Source organism: Azoarcus olearius, from assembly GCF_001682385.1.
Classification (GTDB): Bacteria; Pseudomonadota; Gammaproteobacteria; order Burkholderiales; family Rhodocyclaceae; genus Azoarcus; species Azoarcus olearius.
In genome coordinates this window covers 4,335,758-4,351,648 of sequence record NZ_CP016210.1, presented here as the reverse complement: position 1 = coordinate 4,351,648, position 15,891 = coordinate 4,335,758, and the positions used below count along the sequence as shown (strand labels likewise).

12 protein-coding genes are annotated in these 15,891 nt (G+C 69.4%); 6 read left to right on the top strand and 6 right to left on the bottom strand.

Annotation, left to right across the window (positions count from 1 at the left end; genetic code table 11):
• Nucleotides 1-136: 136 nt before the first annotated feature.
• From dqs_RS19890 to tssA, 4 genes are all read right to left on the bottom strand, one after another.
• On the bottom strand, nucleotides 137-625 hold the full coding sequence (locus dqs_RS19890; protein WP_011767619.1) for an Hcp family type VI secretion system effector: 489 nt from the start codon (nucleotides 623-625) through the stop codon (nucleotides 137-139).
• A gap of 128 nt (nucleotides 626-753) precedes the next feature.
• The gene (gene tssC / locus dqs_RS19885) at nucleotides 754-2,250 is read right to left on the bottom strand and encodes a type VI secretion system contractile sheath large subunit (protein WP_065341530.1); all 1,497 of its coding nucleotides are present in this window, start codon (nucleotides 2,248-2,250) and stop codon (nucleotides 754-756) included.
• A gap of 51 nt (nucleotides 2,251-2,301) precedes the next feature.
• The gene (gene tssB, locus dqs_RS19880) at nucleotides 2,302-2,811 is read right to left on the bottom strand and encodes a type VI secretion system contractile sheath small subunit (RefSeq protein ID WP_011767617.1); all 510 of its coding nucleotides are present in this window, start codon (nucleotides 2,809-2,811) and stop codon (nucleotides 2,302-2,304) included.
• Nucleotides 2,812-2,859: 48 nt separating this feature from the next.
• Nucleotides 2,860-3,921 (bottom strand): type VI secretion system protein TssA, encoded by a 1,062-nt coding sequence (gene tssA / locus dqs_RS19875; RefSeq protein WP_065341529.1) that lies wholly within the window; start codon nucleotides 3,919-3,921, stop codon nucleotides 2,860-2,862.
• Nucleotides 3,922-4,189: 268 nt separating this feature from the next.
• Here tssA and tssJ point away from each other — a divergent pair, with 268 nt between their 5' ends.
• The 6 genes from tssJ to dqs_RS19845 all read left to right on the top strand — a co-directional run bounded on the left by tssJ (nucleotide 4,190) and on the right by dqs_RS19845 (nucleotide 13,842).
• Nucleotides 4,190-4,708, top strand: a complete 519-nt coding sequence (gene tssJ, locus dqs_RS19870; protein WP_011767615.1) for a type VI secretion system lipoprotein TssJ — start codon at nucleotides 4,190-4,192, stop codon at nucleotides 4,706-4,708.
• A 48-nt stretch (nucleotides 4,709-4,756) separates the two neighbouring features.
• Nucleotides 4,757-6,091 (top strand): type VI secretion system baseplate subunit TssK, encoded by a 1,335-nt coding sequence (tssK, locus tag dqs_RS19865; protein WP_011767614.1) that lies wholly within the window; start codon nucleotides 4,757-4,759, stop codon nucleotides 6,089-6,091.
• A gap of 64 nt (nucleotides 6,092-6,155) precedes the next feature.
• A complete protein-coding gene (locus tag dqs_RS19860) occupies nucleotides 6,156-7,460 on the top strand; it encodes a DotU family type VI secretion system protein (RefSeq protein ID WP_065341528.1) in 1,305 nt (434 codons plus the stop codon).
• Nucleotides 7,461-7,491: 31 nt separating this feature from the next.
• On the top strand, nucleotides 7,492-11,064 hold the full coding sequence (gene tssM / locus dqs_RS19855; RefSeq protein WP_011767612.1) for a type VI secretion system membrane subunit TssM: 3,573 nt from the start codon (nucleotides 7,492-7,494) through the stop codon (nucleotides 11,062-11,064).
• A gap of 2 nt (nucleotides 11,065-11,066) precedes the next feature.
• Nucleotides 11,067-11,768 (top strand): type VI secretion system-associated protein TagF, encoded by a 702-nt coding sequence (gene tagF, locus dqs_RS19850; protein ID WP_065341527.1) that lies wholly within the window; start codon nucleotides 11,067-11,069, stop codon nucleotides 11,766-11,768.
• Between the two features lie 58 nt (nucleotides 11,769-11,826).
• On the top strand, nucleotides 11,827-13,842 hold the full coding sequence (locus dqs_RS19845; RefSeq protein WP_065341526.1) for a serine/threonine protein kinase: 2,016 nt from the start codon (nucleotides 11,827-11,829) through the stop codon (nucleotides 13,840-13,842).
• Between the two features lie 45 nt (nucleotides 13,843-13,887).
• Here dqs_RS19845 and dqs_RS19840 read toward each other — a convergent pair whose 3' ends face one another.
• Nucleotides 13,888-15,147 (bottom strand): hypothetical protein, encoded by a 1,260-nt coding sequence (locus dqs_RS19840; protein ID WP_011767609.1) that lies wholly within the window; start codon nucleotides 15,145-15,147, stop codon nucleotides 13,888-13,890.
• A 40-nt stretch (nucleotides 15,148-15,187) separates the two neighbouring features.
• Entirely contained in the window at nucleotides 15,188-15,841 is a 654-nt protein-coding gene (locus dqs_RS19835) for a glycine zipper domain-containing protein (RefSeq protein ID WP_011767608.1), read from the bottom strand.
• Nucleotides 15,842-15,891 lie beyond the last annotated feature (50 nt).

Sequence of the window (15,891 nt, the reverse complement as noted above, 5' to 3'; positions counted from 1 at the left end):
GATCCACCGGGGGGCGTCCGCGGCGATCGCAGGAAGCCGCCTGGACGGGTGCGAACCGGGCGCGTGTCGCAGGTGGGTCGGGCGAAAAAGCGAAAGCACGGGCGACACCTGGAAAGGCGTCGCCCGTCCACCGCGATCAGCCGACGTTGCCGTCGTTTTCGGCGATGTTCCAGGTCGCGGTCATGGTGCTGTCCTTGCCACCCTTCGGCGCCTGCTTGGTGTACTCGTACTTGAACTCGGCGAAGTTCAGCGTGACGTTCTCGGTCAGGCGATCCTCACCACCGCTGCCGCCGGTGCTGACGGAGGTGACGATGACTTCCTTCATCGTGACCTTGATGTACTCGAGCGGCTTCTCGCCGGCCTTGCGCACGATCAGCACGGCTTCGTCGTAGTGCTTGCCGTTGCAGCAGGCCATGATCAGCGCGTGGCTGGAGGCGTCCACGTACTTGGTGAAGGAGATGTCCTGCACGCTGACCTTGCCGGAGCCGCCGCCGCTGCCCATGTGGGTGGTGCCGGACTGGCTCATGCCCCAGCTCCAGGCGAGCACGTCGATCTTGTCGGCGTGCACCTTGTCGACCGACTCACCCTTGATGTCGCCGATCTTGATGAACATATCAACTGCCATGACTTTCTCCTGAATGATGTCGGATGCTGCGAGGCGCCGGAGGCCATCCGGCGCGATCTGTGGTGCGCGCCTGCGTCCCGCGCGGGAGCAGGCGTCTCAACCGGCCGTTCATGCCGGCCGTTGGTACATCAGCCGCCCTTGGCCGAGGGCAGCTTGGAAACCAGGCGCAGCGAAACCGTGAGGCCTTCGAGCTGGTAGTGCGGGCGCAGGAAGAACTTGGACGAGTAGAAGCCGGGATTGCCCTCGACTTCCTCGACCACGACCTCGGCGGCCGCCAGCGGACGGCGGGCCTTGGTGGCTTCCGACGAGTGCGAAGGATCGCCGTCGACGTAGTTCATGATCCAGTCCTGCAGCCAGCGCTGCATGTCGTCGCGTTCCTTGAACGAGCCGATCTTGTCGCGCACGATGCACTTCAGGTAGTGGGCGAAGCGGCAGGTGGCGAACAGGTAGGGCAGGCGCGCGCCGAGGTTGGCGTTGGCGGTCGCGTCCGGATCGTCGTACTCGGCCGGCTTGTGCAGCGACTGCGCACCGATGAAGGCGGCGAAGTCGGAGTTCTTCTTGTGCACCAGCGGCATGAAGCCGTTCTTGGCCAGTTCGGCTTCGCGGCGGTCGGAAATGGCGATTTCGGTCGGGCACTTCATGTCCACGCCGCCGTCGTCGGTCGGGAAGCTGTGCACCGGCAGGTTTTCCACCGCGCCGCCGGATTCGATGCCGCGGATGCGCGAGCACCAGCCGTATTCCTTGAACGAGCGGTTGATGTTGACCGCCATCGCGTAGGCCGCGTTGGCCCAGGTGTACTTGCTGTGGTCGGCGGCGCCGGTGTCTTCCTCGAAGTCGAACTCCTCGACCGGGTTGGTGCGGGCGCCGTAGGGCACGCGGCTCAGGAAGCGCGGCATCGCGAGGCCGATGTACTTGGCGTCGTCGGACTCGCGCAGCGAGCGCCACGCGGCGTATTCCGGCGTGGAGAAGATCTTGGTGAGATCGCGCGGGTTGGCGAGTTCCTGCCACGAGTCCATCTGCATGATGGTGGGCGAGGCGCCGGTGATGAACGGGGTGTGCGCGGCGGCGCTGACCTTGGCCATTTCGCCGAGCAGTTCGACGTCCGGCGGGCTCTGGTCGAAGTGGTAGTCGCCGACGATGCAACCGAAGGGCTCGCCGCCGAACTGGCCGTATTCCTCTTCATAGACGCGCTTGAAGATCGGGCTCTGGTCCCAGGCGGTGCCCTTGTAGCGCTTGAGCGTCTTGCCGAGTTCGTTCTTGGTGATGTTGAAGACGCGGATCTTCAGCATCTCGTCGGTTTCGGTGTTGTTCACCAGGTAGTGCAGGCCGCGCCAGGCACCTTCCAGTTTCTGGAAGTCCTCGTGGTGGATGATCTGGTTGACCTGTTCGGTGAGCTTCTGGTCGAGCGCGGCGATGATCGCCTCGATCGACTTGACGACGTCGGTGCCGATCAGCGTGGTCTGCGACAGGGCCTGTTCGGCCAGCGTGCGGACGGCGTTTTCGACGGCGCTGCGGGCTTCGTCGGTCTTGGGCTTGAATTCCTGGCGCAGCAGCGATTCGAAATCGCCACCTTCAAGGGCCAGGCCGCCGGCCTGGGCTTCGTTCTGGGCTTGCGTGTCAGCCATGGTGTGTTCCTCGGCTCCGGATGTGGGCTGGGTGTGCGGTGAAGCGCGGGCTTATTCGGCCGGCTTGTCTTCGGGCTTGGGCGCGGCGGCCAGCGTCTGCAGCAGCGCGGGGTCCTGCAGCACCTTGGCGATCAGTTCCTCGGCGCCGGTCTTGCCGTCCATGTAGGTGATCAGGTTGGAGAGCTGCTGGCGGGCGGTGAGCAGCTTGTTGAGCGAATCCACCTTGCGCGCGACGGCGGCCGGTGAGAAGTCGTCCATGCTGTCGAAGGTGAGTTCGACGTTCAGGTTGCCTTCGCCGGTCAGCGTGTTGGGCACCTGGAAGGCGACCCGCGGCTTCATCGACTTCATGCGGCTGTCGAAATTGTCGACGTCGATTTCCAGGAACTTGCGGTCGGCCACCGGCGCCAGCGGTTCGGCCGGCTTGCCCGACAGGTCGGACAGCACGCCCATGACGAACGGGAGCTGGACTTTCTTCTCGGCGCCGTAGAGTTCGACGTCGTATTCGATCTGCACGCGCGGCGCACGGTTGCGCGCGATGAACTTCTGGCTGCTGCTCGACATGGTGGTCCTCCGTCAGGAAAGGGTGAAGCCGTTGGGGCGGGTGCCTTGCTAGTCGTCCTGCTCGGGGTTGAGCTGGCCGCCGACCATGCGCTCGGCTTGTTCGAGACCATCGGGGGCAAGTTCGACGATGGCTTCGAGGAAGTTCATGTTCATCACCCGCTGGGCACGCCGCAGCAGCCACTGCGCGGGGTTGGTCGGTTCGCTGCGTTCGAGGTAGGTCACCAGGCGGTCGATGGTGGCGACGACGTCGGCGCGCGAGCGGATTTCGCCCGGGGCCGCAGGCGCGCCGGCGGCCGGCACGCCGGCCGGGGCGCCTTCCTCACCGGCCGCGGCCTCGCCCGCGCCGTCGGCAGCGGGCAGCGCAACGCCGCCGAGCGCCTGCTGCACGGCGTAAAGGACGTTCTGCAGCGGCTTGAAATCGATGCTGGCACCGGCGCCCACCTGATCCTGCAGGAAGCCGGAGAGCTGGCGGGCGAGCGCGACGCTGTCGGTGATCGCGTCGGCCAGGGTGGGATCGGCCGCGACCGCTTCGGCCAGCATGCCGGCCACCTGGGACTCGGCCAGCACCTGTTCGCCGTCGCGCGCGCTGAGCTTGCCCTGGGTGACCTCGATGTTGCGCACCGTCAGCACGCCGGACTGGCGCGAGCGCAGCAGCGTGCTGGCGCGCAGGTCGCCGATCACCGCGTCGTTGGCAACCAGCGGCGCCAGCGCATTCACCCGCATCGTCGGGTCGTCGTTGTCGTCGGCGTCGAGTTCGGGGTGGACGCCGGCCCAGTGCTGTTCGAGCAGGCCGACGATCAGGCGGAGTCCCGCGTGGATGCCGGGATAGCCTTCGGTGCGCAGCAGCGCGCGGGTGTAATAGACCGCGACGCGGACGTCCCGGGTGCGCTCGAGGAGGCCCTCGGCGAGCCGGCGCACCGCGGGCCAATCCGCTTCCTGGCCATCGATGCTGACCTTGCTGCCGCTGTCGCTCGCGAACTCCTGGCCGGCTTGCCCGCGCGCGGCCTCTTCCATCTGGAGGAAGTCGGCGTCGTATTCGAGGTTGGGGCCGCAGGGTTGGTCATCGCCCAGCGGTGCCAGCAGTGTGTCGAGATCGAGTTCCAGCGACATGTTGTGTTCCGGTGCTTGGAGAGCCGGCAGTGCCCGCCTCGCATACGCTGACGGGCGGCCCCCCCGAATTGGAGCGATATAGTAATTGAATAAGATTCGCCGTCATCCCCGCGACCGAAAAAATACGGCCAAAGTGCACCCGAGTGCGGCATTGCGCACAGTGTCGATACGCCGAAACGGAGAGGCTTGCGGCCTTCAAAGCGGTTGCCGGGAAATGCCGGGTTGATCGACAATCCACCCCGAATGTAATAGGGCAAGGAGATTCACCTTGAATGTTCGCGCCAGCGCGCTGCGTGTCGTGCTGCCGGCGGTCGCCGCGGCGGTGCTCGCGGCCTGCTCCAAGCCGGTCGTCGCACCGCCCAAGCCCGAGCCGACGGTGGTGACGCCGACGCTCGCGGCCGCTCCCCGCATCAATATAGATACGCGCGGCCGCCCCACTCCGGTGGTGTTGCGGGTGTACCTGCTGAAGAACGCCTCGGCGTTCGAGGGCGCGGATTTCTTCTCGCTGTTCGATCGCGAGCAGCAGGTGCTCGGCGACGCGGTGCTGGCGCGCGAGGAGATCGTCCTCAAACCCGGCGAGACGCGCACGCTGGATGCCCGTGATGCCGAGGGCGCCCGCGTGGTCGGCGTGCTCGCGGCGTTCCGCGAGGTGGACCGCGCGGTGTGGCGCGCCACCGTGCCCGTCGTTCCCAATCGCGGCAACCTGGTGACGATCCGCGTCGAGGACGACCGCATCAGCCTCGCCGCCACCCTGGCGCCGTTGCCGCCGCCCAAGAAAGCCGACTAATCCGCGCTGCGCCGCTGCTGGCGGCGCGGCCGAAGGAATCCACCGTTCATGTCCTGGTTCAGCAAGGTCGTATGGTCCGAAGGGCTGTTCCTGCGCCCGCAGCATTTCCAGCAGCAGGACCGCTATTCGGAATGGCGCGGCGACAGCCTGCGCCGGCAGCTTCAGCCCAACGGCTGGGGTTTTTCCACGCTGGAACTCGATGACGCGGCACTCGCCATCGGCAAGGTCTCGATCCGCGCCGCCAGCGGCATCCTGCCGGACGGCACGCCGTTCGACTTTCCCGCTGCCCACGAGGGGCCGGTTGCGTTCGACTTTCCCGCCGACGCCAAGGACGCGCTGGTGGTGCTGACGCTGCCACTGCAGCGCCCGCTGATGCCGGAATACCGCATCGAAGGCGACGACGACGCACTCGCCCGCTACGACGTCGCCGACGCCGCCTTGCCCGACGCCGCGGGCGGGGGCGGAAGCGCGGAGATCGTCCAGGTCGGGCGGCCGCGGCTCGCGCTCGGGCTGGCGCAGGATTACTCCGACGCCTTCGTCCGCCTCGGCGTGCTGCGCGTGACCGAGCGGCGCCCCGATGGCAGCCTGTTGGTCGACCGCGGCTACATTCCGCCGGTGCTCGGCTGCGGCTGCGCGCCCCAGCTCGCGTCGATGCTGCGCGAGGTGCTCGGGCTGCTCGGCCAGCGCGGCGAAGCGCTCGCTGGCCGCATGAGCCAGGGCGGCACCGGCGGCGTCGCGGAAATCGCCGACTTCCTGTTCCTGCTCGCGGTCAATCGCCACCTGCCGGTGATGGCCCACCTCGAACAACTGCGGCCGCTCCATCCGGAGCGGCTGTACAGCCAGCTGCTCGCGCTGATGGGCGAACTCGCCACGCTGACCGCGCCGGAACGGCGCCCACCCGCGCTGCCGGCCTACCGCCACGACGCGCTGCAGGATTCGTTCGACCCGCTGATGCGCGAGATCCGCCGCGCGCTGTCGTCCATCCTGGAACAGAACGCGGTGCAGATCCCGCTGCAGGATCTCAAGCAGGGCCGCTACGTCGGCGTCATTGCCGACCGCGGCCTGCTGCGCCAGGCCGGCTTCGTGCTGGCGGTCAACGCGCAGATTCCGGCCGAAGCGGTGCGCTCGCGCTTTCCCACCCAGGCCAAGCTCGGCCCCGTGGAAAAGCTGCGCGACCTGGTCAACCTGCAGCTGCCCGGCATCGCGCTGCGGCCGCTGCCGGTGGCGCCGCGCCAGATTCCCTTCCACGCCGGCTACACCTATTTCGAACTCGACAACAGCGGCGACCTGTGGAAGCAGCTCGACAGCTCGGGCGGCCTCGGCATGTACGTCACCGGGGATTTCCCCGGCCTCGACGTCGCGCTGTGGGCGATCCGTGCATGAGCGCCGCCCCTCCGATCATTGCTGCGGCAGCGCCTGCGCGACTGCCTAACTGGCGGGACCAGACATGAACCAAGACGATCCTTTCGGCCAGCCGCCCGGCGACCGTACGCTGGTGATTCCCAACCCGGGAGCGCGCGCCGCGCGCCCGGCGGCGGCCGCGGCGCCGGCGCAGGGCTTCAGCTTCGGGCGGGTTGAGCTGTCCGCGCTCGACTGGAGCGCCGGCCTCAATCCGCTGGTCGCCGCCGCCAATCCCTTGCTCAACCTGGTGCCGCAGCTGCGTCAGGCCCATCACCCCGATCCCGCCGGGCTGCGCGAAACGCTCGCGCGCGCGGTGCAGGCCTTCGAAACCAAGGCGCGCGAGGTCGGCGTGCTCAACGAGCATGTCGTCGGCGCCCGCTACGCGCTGTGCACCTTCCTCGACGAGACCGCCGCCAACACGCCGTGGGGCGAGAAGATCTGGGCGCAGAAGAGCCTGCTGGTGCAGTTCCACAACGAAGCCTGGGGCGGCGAGAAGTTCTTCCAGCTGCTGGGCAAGGTCGCCGAGCAGCCCGGTACCCACCGCAACCTGCTCGAACTCTTCTACATCATCCTGGCGCTCGGCTTCGAGGGCCGCTATCGCGTGCTGCAGAACGGCCGCGCCCAGCTCGACGCGGTGCGCGAACGGCTGGCGCAGATGATCCTCAAGGAGCGCGGCGAGCCGGTGCGCGAGCTGTCGCCGCAGTGGCAGACCACCGCGACCAGCGCGCGTCCGCTGCGCGACTCGGTGCCGATCTGGGCGGTCGCGGCGATTGCCGCGCTGCTGCTGGTGCTGATCTATCTGGCCGCGTCCTACGCGCTCAACCGCCACTCCGACCCCGCTTTCGCGCAGATCCTCGGCCTCAAGGTGCCGCCGCCGGCGCCGCTCGCACAGGCCGCCGCGGTGCCGGCGAAGGTGCCCGACCGGTTGCAGGGCTTCCTCGCCCCCGAAATCCGCGAAGGGCTGGTGACCGTGCGCGACCTGCCGGACCGCAGCGTGGTGCAGATCCAGGGCGACGGCCTGTTCGAACCGGCCAGCGCCACGCTGGCGCCGCGCGTGCTGCCGCTGATGGCGCGCATCGGCGAGGCGGTGGCGCGGGTCAAGGGTTCGGTGCTGGTGCGCGGCCATTCCGACGACCGTCCGATCCGCTCCGCGCGCTTCCCGTCCAACTGGCATCTGTCGCAGGCCCGCGCCGATTCGGTGGCGGCGGTGCTGGCGCCGCAGCTCGGCGGTGCGCGCATCGAGACCGAGGGCCGCGCCGAGAGCGAGCCGGTTGCCTCCAACGACACCCCGGAAGGGCGCGCGCGCAACCGCCGCGTCGAGATCATCGTGTTCCCGGCCGCGGGCAACTGAGCGCCGCGGCGCCATCGATACAGGGCTACGCATGAAAGCCGTCTTCAAGTTCCTCTTCCACCCGGTGCTGCTCGGCATCCTCGGGCTGATCGCGCTGGCGCTGGTGATCTGGTTCGTCGGTCCGCTGATCGCGGTCGCCGGCTGGGCGCCGCTGGAGTCCGCGCTGGCGCGGCTGATCCTGATCGGGCTGGTGGTCGCCTTCGTGGTGTTCCGCCTCGTGTGGCGCAAGATCAAGGCGAAGAAGCAGAACGCCCAGCTCGTCGAAGGTCTGGTCAAGGCCGACGACGCTGGCGCCGACAAGGCCGCCACGCCCGATGAGGTCGAAACCCTGCGCAAGCGCTTCGAGGAAGCGCTGCGGGTGTTGAAGGACAGCCAGGCCGCGGCGCACGCCAGGCAGGGCGGCGTTGCCCGCCTGCTGTCGGCCGGGTCCGGCCGCTATTTGTACGAGCTGCCGTGGTACGTCTTTATCGGCGCGCCGGGCTCGGGCAAGACCACCGCGCTGATCAACTCCGGCCTGCACTTCCCGCTCGCCGAGAAGCTCGGCATCCACCAGTTGAAGGGTGTCGGCGGCACGCGCAACTGCGACTGGTGGTTCACCGACGACGCGGTGCTGATCGACACCGCCGGCCGCTACACCACCCAGGATTCCGACCAGGCCAGCGACCGCGGCGCCTGGCAGGGCTTCCTCGGCCTGCTGAAGCGCCATCGCCCGCGCCAGCCGCTCAACGGTGTGCTGCTCACCGTCAGCCTCGGCGACCTGCTGGCGCAGGATGCCGACGGCGCCGAACGCCATGCCGCCGCGCTGCGCGCCCGCGTGCAGGAGCTGTACGAGCAGCTCAACGTCCGCCTGCCGATCTACGTGCTGGTCACCAAGGCCGACCTGATCGCCGGCTTCAACGAATTCTTCAACGATTTCGGCAAGGAAGCGCGCGACCAGGTGTGGGGCGTCACCTTCCCGCAGCAGGGCGATTCCGCCGCCGCGCTGCAGGCGCTGCCGGGCGAACTCGGGCGCCTGCGCGAGCGTGTGCTCGACCTGCTGCCGGTGCGCCTGCGCGACGAGCGCGACCTTGCGCGGCGCGGCGCGATCGCCGCCTTCGACCAGCAGCTCGCCGCCGCCAACCGCCTGCTCGGCGCCTTCCTCGGCAAGGTGTTCGCCCCGTCCGGTTTCGACCACGCGCTGATGCTACGCGGGGTGTATTTCACCAGCGGCACGCAGGAAGGCAGCCCGATCGACCGCGTGATGTCCTCGCTCGGTTCCGCCTTCGGCCTCGAACGCCGCGTGATTCCGCCGCAAAGCGGCAGCGGCAAGAGCTTCTTCATCACCCGCCTGCTGCGCGAAGTGGTGTTTGCCGAGCAGCGCATCGGCGGCACCAACCTGAAATGGGAACGCCGCCGCGGTCTGGTGCGGCTGGCGACGTTTGCCGGCATCGGCGTGCTCACCGTCGGGCTCGCGCTCGCCTGGGCCTTGAGCTATCACAACAACGACGCCTACATCGACGCCGTCGGCGAGCGCGTGAAGACGGTGCAGCCGGTCGTCGCCGACGCTCGCGTGGCCGCCTCCGACGATGTGGTCGGCATCCTGCCGGTGCTCGACGCGGTGCGTACCGTGTCGCACACCGACCTGCGGCCGCAGGGCGAGGCGCCGCTGTCGATGCGCTTCGGCCTGTACCAGGGTGACAAGCTCGACGCTGCCGCGGAGCAGGCCTATCGCGGCATGCTGCGCGACGTGCTGTTGCCGCGGATCGCGATGCGGGTCGAAAAGCAGCTGCGCAACCTCGACCCCAACAATCTCGAGTTCGCCTACGAGGCGCTGAAGAGCTACATCATGCTGCACGATGCGACGCACTTCGATGCCGAGTCGATCAAGGCCTGGATCAGCCTCGACTGGGAACTCAACCTGCCGCGCGACACCACCGCCGAGCAGCGTGCGGCGCTCGCCGGCTACCTCGACGCCTTGTTCAAGGACGGCGCGGTGGTGTCGCCGGTGGCGGCGGATGCGGAGCTGATCGCGCGGGTGCGCAACCAGCTGCTGCGCTACACCCTGCCGGACCGCATCTACAGCCGCCTCAAGCGCCAGGGCGTGGGCAGCGAATTCCCCGAGTTCACCGTCGAGAAGGCGGTCGGCCCGTCGGCCTCGCTGGTGTTCGTGCGCAAGAGCGGCCAGCCGCTGACCCGCGGCGTGCCCGGCCTGTACAGCTTCGACGGCTACCACAAGGGCTTCGACCCGCAGGTCGAGCGCGTCTCCGCCCACCTTGCCGAGGAAGAGCCGTGGGTGCTCGGCACCGCCTCGGCCAAGCCGGACGCCGCCGGCGCCAAGCAGGTGGCGGACGAAGTGCGCCGGCTCTACCTGACCGACTACGCCCGCGTGTGGGAAGCCTACATCGACGACATCGCGGTGCAGCGCGCCGGCAGCCTGCAGCAGAGCATCCAGGTGGCGCGCGTGCTGTCGGCGGCGGATTCGCCGCTGCCCAAGCTGATGAAGGCGATGTCGCGCGAGACCACGCTGATCGTCGCTACCGAGGACAAGTCGGTGATCGACAAGGCCCAGCAGCGCGTGGCGGAAGCCCGCAGCGAACTCGGCCGCATGATCTTCGGCGCCAATCAGCCCGGCCAGGGCGCCGCCGCCGGTGCCGGCATCGAGCGCATCGTGGACGACCGCTTCGTGGCGCTGCGCCAGCTCGTCACCGGCGACGGCAACACCGCCCCGATCAATGCGGTGGTGACGCTGCTCAACGATGTGTACGTGAATCTGTCGGCCACCGAAACCGCGCTGCGCGACAAGGTGGCGCCGCCGCCGTCGGATGCCACCGCGCGCGTCAAGGCGGAAAGCGCGCGCATGCCCGAGCCGGTGCGCTCGATGCTGCAGCAGCTCTCCGCCGCCGGCACCGGTCAGGCGCTGAGTTCGCTGCGCGAATCGCTGTCCACCGCGGTGGCCACCCAGGTCGGCCAGTTCTGCGGTCAGGCCACCGACGGCCGCTATCCCTTCGTGCGCAGCAGCGCGCGCGACGTCACCCGCGACGATTTCGCCGCGCTGTTCGGCCCCGGCGGCAAGTTCGACAGCTTCTTCAACCAGCAGCTGGCGCAGTATGTGGATGTCGGCACCTCGCCGTGGAGCTTCCGCAAGGTGCAGGAACAGTCGCTTGGCGCCCCTGGCAATCTGGTGCAGTTCCAGCGCGCCTCGGTGATCCGCGACGTGTTCTTCCGCAGCGGCGGCAACCTGCGGCTGGACTTCAAGCCCATCGAGATGGACCCCGCGATCACCCACTTCACGCTCGATGTAGACGGTCAGCTGGTGAACTACGCGCATGGTCCGCAGGTGCCGCAGTCGGTGCAGTGGCCCGGCCCCAAGGGCGGCCTGCAGGTGCGGGTGCAGATCACCCCGCCGGGCCAGAGCGGCACCTCCGGCATCGCCACCGACGGCCCCTGGGCGCTGTTCCGCATGCTCGACAAGGCCAACATCACGCCGACATCGCTGCCGGAGAAGTTCCGCGCCACCTTCGTGGTGGATGGCCGCTCGGCGGTGTTCGAAGTGACCACCAACAGCGTGCAGAACCCCTTCCGCCTGCGCGAGCTGGTGGATTTCCGCTGCCCGTCCGGGCTGTGAGCATGCTGCCCGGCGAAAGCGCCCCCGGCTGGTACGGCAAGCTGCCGGCGCTCGGCGACTTCGCCAGCCGGCGCCTGCCGCAGGGCTTCGTCGCCGCGTGGGATGGCTGGCTGCAGCGCGGGCTCGCCTACAGCCAGGAACACCTCGGCGCGGCCTGGCTGGACAGCTTTCTCACCGCCCCGGTGTGGCGCTTCGTGCTCGGCGAGCGCACGCTCGATACCGGCGCCTGGGCGGGCATCGTGCTGCCCTCGGTGGATCGGGTGGGGCGCTATTTTCCGCTGACGCTGTGCGCGCCCTTGCCCGCCTTCAGCCCCACCGCCGCCACGCTCGGCGCGCTGACGCGGTGGACCGCGGCGCTGGAGGACGTGGCGCGCGCCGGGCTGGATCCGCTCGCGACGGTGGACAGCTTCGATGCCAGCCTGGCCGGCTGTCCGGCGCCGCTGCTGCCGGCGACCCTGCCCTCGGCGCTGGGTGACGCGCTGCTGCGCGGCGACGCCTTCGTGCGGCTGTCCGGCGGCGATGGCGCCGGGCTGCCGGTGGTCGCGGGCGACGCGGCGAGCCACCTGGGGGCGGCGCTGTTCGCGCCCTACACCTTGTGGTGGTGCAGCGGCGACACGGGCGCGGCGGATGGTTTCGCGTGCCACGGCATGCCGAGTGCGGCGGTGTTCGCCCGCATGCTGCAATATGCGCCGGGCCAGGCTTAGGCCCGCGCTGCCCGGCGTGAAGCCGGGTTGATCGAACAACCAAAGGAATCCGACAGCGGTGTCCGACGCGAACGACGACGACAAGACGGTGGTGCTGGGCGGCGCGGGTGCCGCGACGGCCGCGCCCCGCGATGAGCATGCCCACAACGCGCTGCAACTGGGCACGCGGCTGGGCGAATTCGAGATCATCGGGCTGGTCGGCGAGGGCGGCTTCGGCATCGTCTACCTCGCGCAGGACCACTCGCTGGAGCGCAAGGTCGCACTCAAGGAATACATGCCGGCCTCGCTCGCGTCGCGCACCGCCGCGGCCACCGTGGCGGTGCGCTCCGAACGCCACCGCGAGACCTTCGAGATCGGCCGCCGCAGCTTCGTGAACGAAGCCCGCCTGCTGGCCCAGTTCGACCACCCGGCGCTGGTCAAGGTGTACCGCTTCTGGGAGGCCAACGGCACCGCCTACATGGCGATGCCCTACTACGACGGCCGCACGCTGCGCGAGGTGCTGCAACAGCGCCCGGTGCCCGACGAGAGCTGGATCCGCAAGGTGCTCGCGCCGGTCATCGACGCGCTGGAACTCATCCACCGCGAGAACTGCTTCCACCGCGACGTCGCCCCCGACAACATCATGCTGATCGGCGACGACCGTCCGGTGCTGCTCGATTTCGGCGCCGCACGCCGCGTCATCGGCGACATGACGCAGGCGCTTACGGTCATCCTCAAGCCGGGCTATGCGCCGATCGAGCAGTACGCCGAAATGCCGGGCATGCAGCAGGGGCCGTGGACCGACGTGTATGCGCTGGCGGCGGTGATCTACTTCATGATCACCGGCAAGACGCCGCCGCCCTCGGTCGGCCGCATGATGCAGGACAGCTACCAGCCGCTGGCGACGCTGGCCGCAGGCCGCTACGGCGATGCCTTCCTGCGCGGGGTGGACCGCTGTCTGGCGGTGAAGGCGGAGGATCGCCCGCAGAACATGGCGGAGATGCGCGAGGCGCTCGGCTGGGGGCTGGACTCGCCGCTGTTCGCCGCGCCCGGCGCATCGGTCGCGCCCGCCAGCGCCACGCGGCCGCCGAAGGCCGGCCCTGCAACCCGGCCCGCGGCGGCCGCCGGGCCTGCCGGCGGCAATCGCGCGCTGGTCATCGGCGCCGCAGCGCTTGCCGTGGTGGCCGCGGCGGGTGCCGGCTACTGGTTCCTCGCCGGCGGCAAGCCGGCCGCCACCCCCGCGGCCGAGGTCGCGCCGGCTCCCGCCGCGGCGCCGGCTGCCGTGCCGCCCCCCGCGCCGGTGGTACAGCTTCCCGCGCTGCCGCGCCCTGCGGCGGCGACGCTGGCGGCCACCTACGAGGCCATCCTGGCCGGCGCCGATCCGGCGATGACGCCGCGCATGGAAGCGCCGGCCACCGTGATCGTCGGCCAGGACCAGCTCAAGCTGCAGCTTGACAGCAAGATCGCCGGCCACCTCTACCTCTTCCTGTGGGACAGCGGCGACGACATGGTCTATCGCCTGTTCCCCAACGACGCCGATGCCGACAGCACGCTCGGCGTCGGCAACACCTTCCATGTGCCGCGGCCGCATTTGCGGATGCCGTGGGTGTTCCCGGCGCAGGCGCCGGCGGGCGAATGGCGGGTGCTGGCGGTCGTTTCCGAACAGGCGCGCGATTTCGACCGCGCCGCGATCCGCCGCGACGGCGACCTGTTGTCGGCCAGCCGGGAAAGTTTCGAAGCAGCGCTCGCGGGCGGTGCCGATATCGGCGCACTGATCGGCATGCCGCGCTGCGTGGCGGGCGAACCCTGCTCCGGGCGCTACGGTGCCAAGGTGGCGGCGATCCGCGAATTGCCGCCGCCGGCCGCCGCGCCGGCGCCTGCGCCCACGCCTGCGGTGCGCCCAGACGCGGTCGCCAGGCCGGCAACGCGGCCGCCTGTCGCGCAGTCGGCGCAGGGCGGCGACGGTGGTGCTGGCGGCGCTCCGGCGCCGCAGCGCACGCCGGCGGCGAAGCCGAAGGAAAACGATACCCAGAAGGCCGAGCGCGAATACATGCAGCAGCTCAACAAGGACCTCGACCGCCTGCTGCAGAACTGAGGCAGTCGCCGCGGCCGCCGGCGTCGGCGGCCGCGCACCGCGGGGTCAGAACCAGTAGCTGCCCGACAGCGTGATGCTGTTGGTGTCGCGCCCGTGCAGATAGCGCAGGCCGAAGCGGGCGAAGCTCTTCGAGACGTCGCCGCTGCGGTTGGTGCCGATCGACACGCCGATTTCCTGGGTGTTGTCGACGAAGAACTCGGTGCCGCCGGTGTAGCGGGTATCGACCAGCGAATATTCCACCGACAGCGGCAGGCCCATCAGGTTGACCGGCTGCGCCAGCATCACGCCGTTGCGCAGTGACCAGGTCTTGATCTTGGGGTCGAAGGAGTAGTCGCCAATCGACAGCTTGGTGGTCTTGTAATAGCCCGCCATGTTGCCGATCACCAGGTCGAGACCGTCGAGCGGGATGTGGTAGGTGCTCGACAGGCCCACCGAGTACATGCCCGCCACCGAGGCGAGGTCGGCGGAGCCGGTGACCGCGTAGCGCAGACTGGGCGTCAGCGCCCAGCGCTCGCTGAGCGGCAGGCGGAAGGCGGCGCCCAGGCCGCCGTGGTAGGCCTCGGCGCCCGCCATCTTCACCATCGTCACCGAGCCGGACAGCGTGAACATCTGCCCCGGCGTCGAGTCCGAGCGCCACACGCGCGAGAACGGCACCGTGGTGAGTTCGCCCTTGCGGCCGTCCACGGTCATGCTGCCGTAGGAGGCGCCGATCGAGAACGTCGGGCTGTCCGGGCCGCTGCCGCCGGTGATCTCGCGCATCGTGTCGGACATCGCGGCGTCGAAGTCGGCGGCCGCCGCGCTCGGGATCAGCCCGCCGGGGCCGGCGATCGCGCTGTGCGGCGAGTGCGCGGCCTGGTAGCGCATGATCTGCGACATCACGCCGCTCTTCTTCAGGTACTCCACCAGCATGTCGGCCGAGGCGTCGCGGGTGGTGCCGGCGAACACTTCGTGGATGCCGAGCGCAGGGATGGCAAACAGCAGCTCGCTGCTCTCGAAGTCGAACTGCAGCGTGATCGGCACGCCGTTGAAGTCGATGTTGGCCTGCGCGAACGCCATGTCGGTGTAGCTCGGCACCATCTGCTGGAAGGCCGCGTCGTTGAGCAGGTCGAAGAAGTTCTCCGCCGTGTCTTCGCAGCGCCGGCCGGTCTCCACGCCGTTTCCGGGATCGACGTTCAGCACCAGGCTGAAGTTCTTGTCATTGCAGGCCGCGTGGGCCGCGGCGGGCAACAGGGTGGCGGCGAGGGCGGAGGCGAGCAGCAGGCGGACAGGTGGCATGGCGTGGCGGAAAGGGAGGGTGATGGGCATGCCGCGGCCCCGGCGGCCGCGGCATCTCGGGTGGCCGGGGTCAGACCTCGACGCGGCTCTGGTTCTTGGCTTCGATCGTGATGCGCTGGACGTTGGCCGGCACGCGCGGGTCGGCCACCTGGGTGCGGCGCACGGTGCCGCGGCCCGCGACTTCGCTGGTTTCCATCAGCGTCACCTTGGAGGCCGCCGCGGTGCCCTTGCCCGGCGCGGTGGCGACGGTCATGTCGATCGTCTCGCCGCGCTCGTTGGCGGTCTTGCGCGCGTACTCTTCCAGCTTGCGCACCGCCTCGCGGCCTTCCGGCGTATCGACCTGGCTGAGCGGGATGTCCACCGACACGGACTTGAAGGCCGACACCGTGTCGGTCTTGTTGGCCTTGGTGTCGACCACCTTGACCTGCTGCGTTTCCACCGGCGACACGGTGGCGCCCTTGACCTGGGTGGTGGCTTCGGTAGCGCGGCGGGCCTCTTCGATTTCGGCGTTGCGTGCCTTCATGTAGCCGACGATGCCACCCACCAGCGCGCCCGCGGCGCAGCCGCCGCCGGCGTCGTTGTTGGTGAGGGTGGCAAGCGCGGCGCCGGCGGCGCAGCCCAGCGCGGCGCCGATGCCGGCGCTCTGGGTCTTGTCGTCCAGCGTGGCGCAACCGTTCAGCGCCAGCGCGGCGCACAGCGGGAGGAGGGCAAGGCGGGTTTTCATGGTTTTCGGTCCTGTATGACATTGCCGGCTGGGCCGGCGGCTGCGGAAGA

What these genes read in the sequence shown, in the direction of transcription:
- dqs_RS19890 (WP_011767619.1), bottom strand. Translation starts at nt 625, where the DNA reads ATGGCAGTTGATATGTTCATCAAGATCGGCGACATCAAGGGTGAGTCG.
- tssC (WP_065341530.1), bottom strand. Translation starts at nt 2,250, where the DNA reads ATGGCTGACACGCAAGCCCAGAACGAAGCCCAGGCCGGCGGCCTGGCC.
- tssB (WP_011767617.1), bottom strand. Translation starts at nt 2,811, where the DNA reads ATGTCGAGCAGCAGCCAGAAGTTCATCGCGCGCAACCGTGCGCCGCGC.
- tssA (WP_065341529.1), bottom strand. Translation starts at nt 3,921, where the DNA reads ATGTCGCTGGAACTCGATCTCGACACACTGCTGGCACCGCTGGGCGAT.
- tssK (WP_011767614.1), top strand. Translation starts at nt 4,757, where the DNA reads ATGTCCTGGTTCAGCAAGGTCGTATGGTCCGAAGGGCTGTTCCTGCGC.
- dqs_RS19860 (WP_065341528.1), top strand. Translation starts at nt 6,156, where the DNA reads ATGAACCAAGACGATCCTTTCGGCCAGCCGCCCGGCGACCGTACGCTG.
- tssM (WP_011767612.1), top strand. Translation starts at nt 7,492, where the DNA reads ATGAAAGCCGTCTTCAAGTTCCTCTTCCACCCGGTGCTGCTCGGCATC.
- tagF (WP_065341527.1), top strand. Translation starts at nt 11,067, where the DNA reads ATGCTGCCCGGCGAAAGCGCCCCCGGCTGGTACGGCAAGCTGCCGGCG.
- dqs_RS19840 (WP_011767609.1), bottom strand. Translation starts at nt 15,147, where the DNA reads ATGCCCATCACCCTCCCTTTCCGCCACGCCATGCCACCTGTCCGCCTG.
- dqs_RS19835 (WP_011767608.1), bottom strand. Translation starts at nt 15,841, where the DNA reads ATGAAAACCCGCCTTGCCCTCCTCCCGCTGTGCGCCGCGCTGGCGCTG.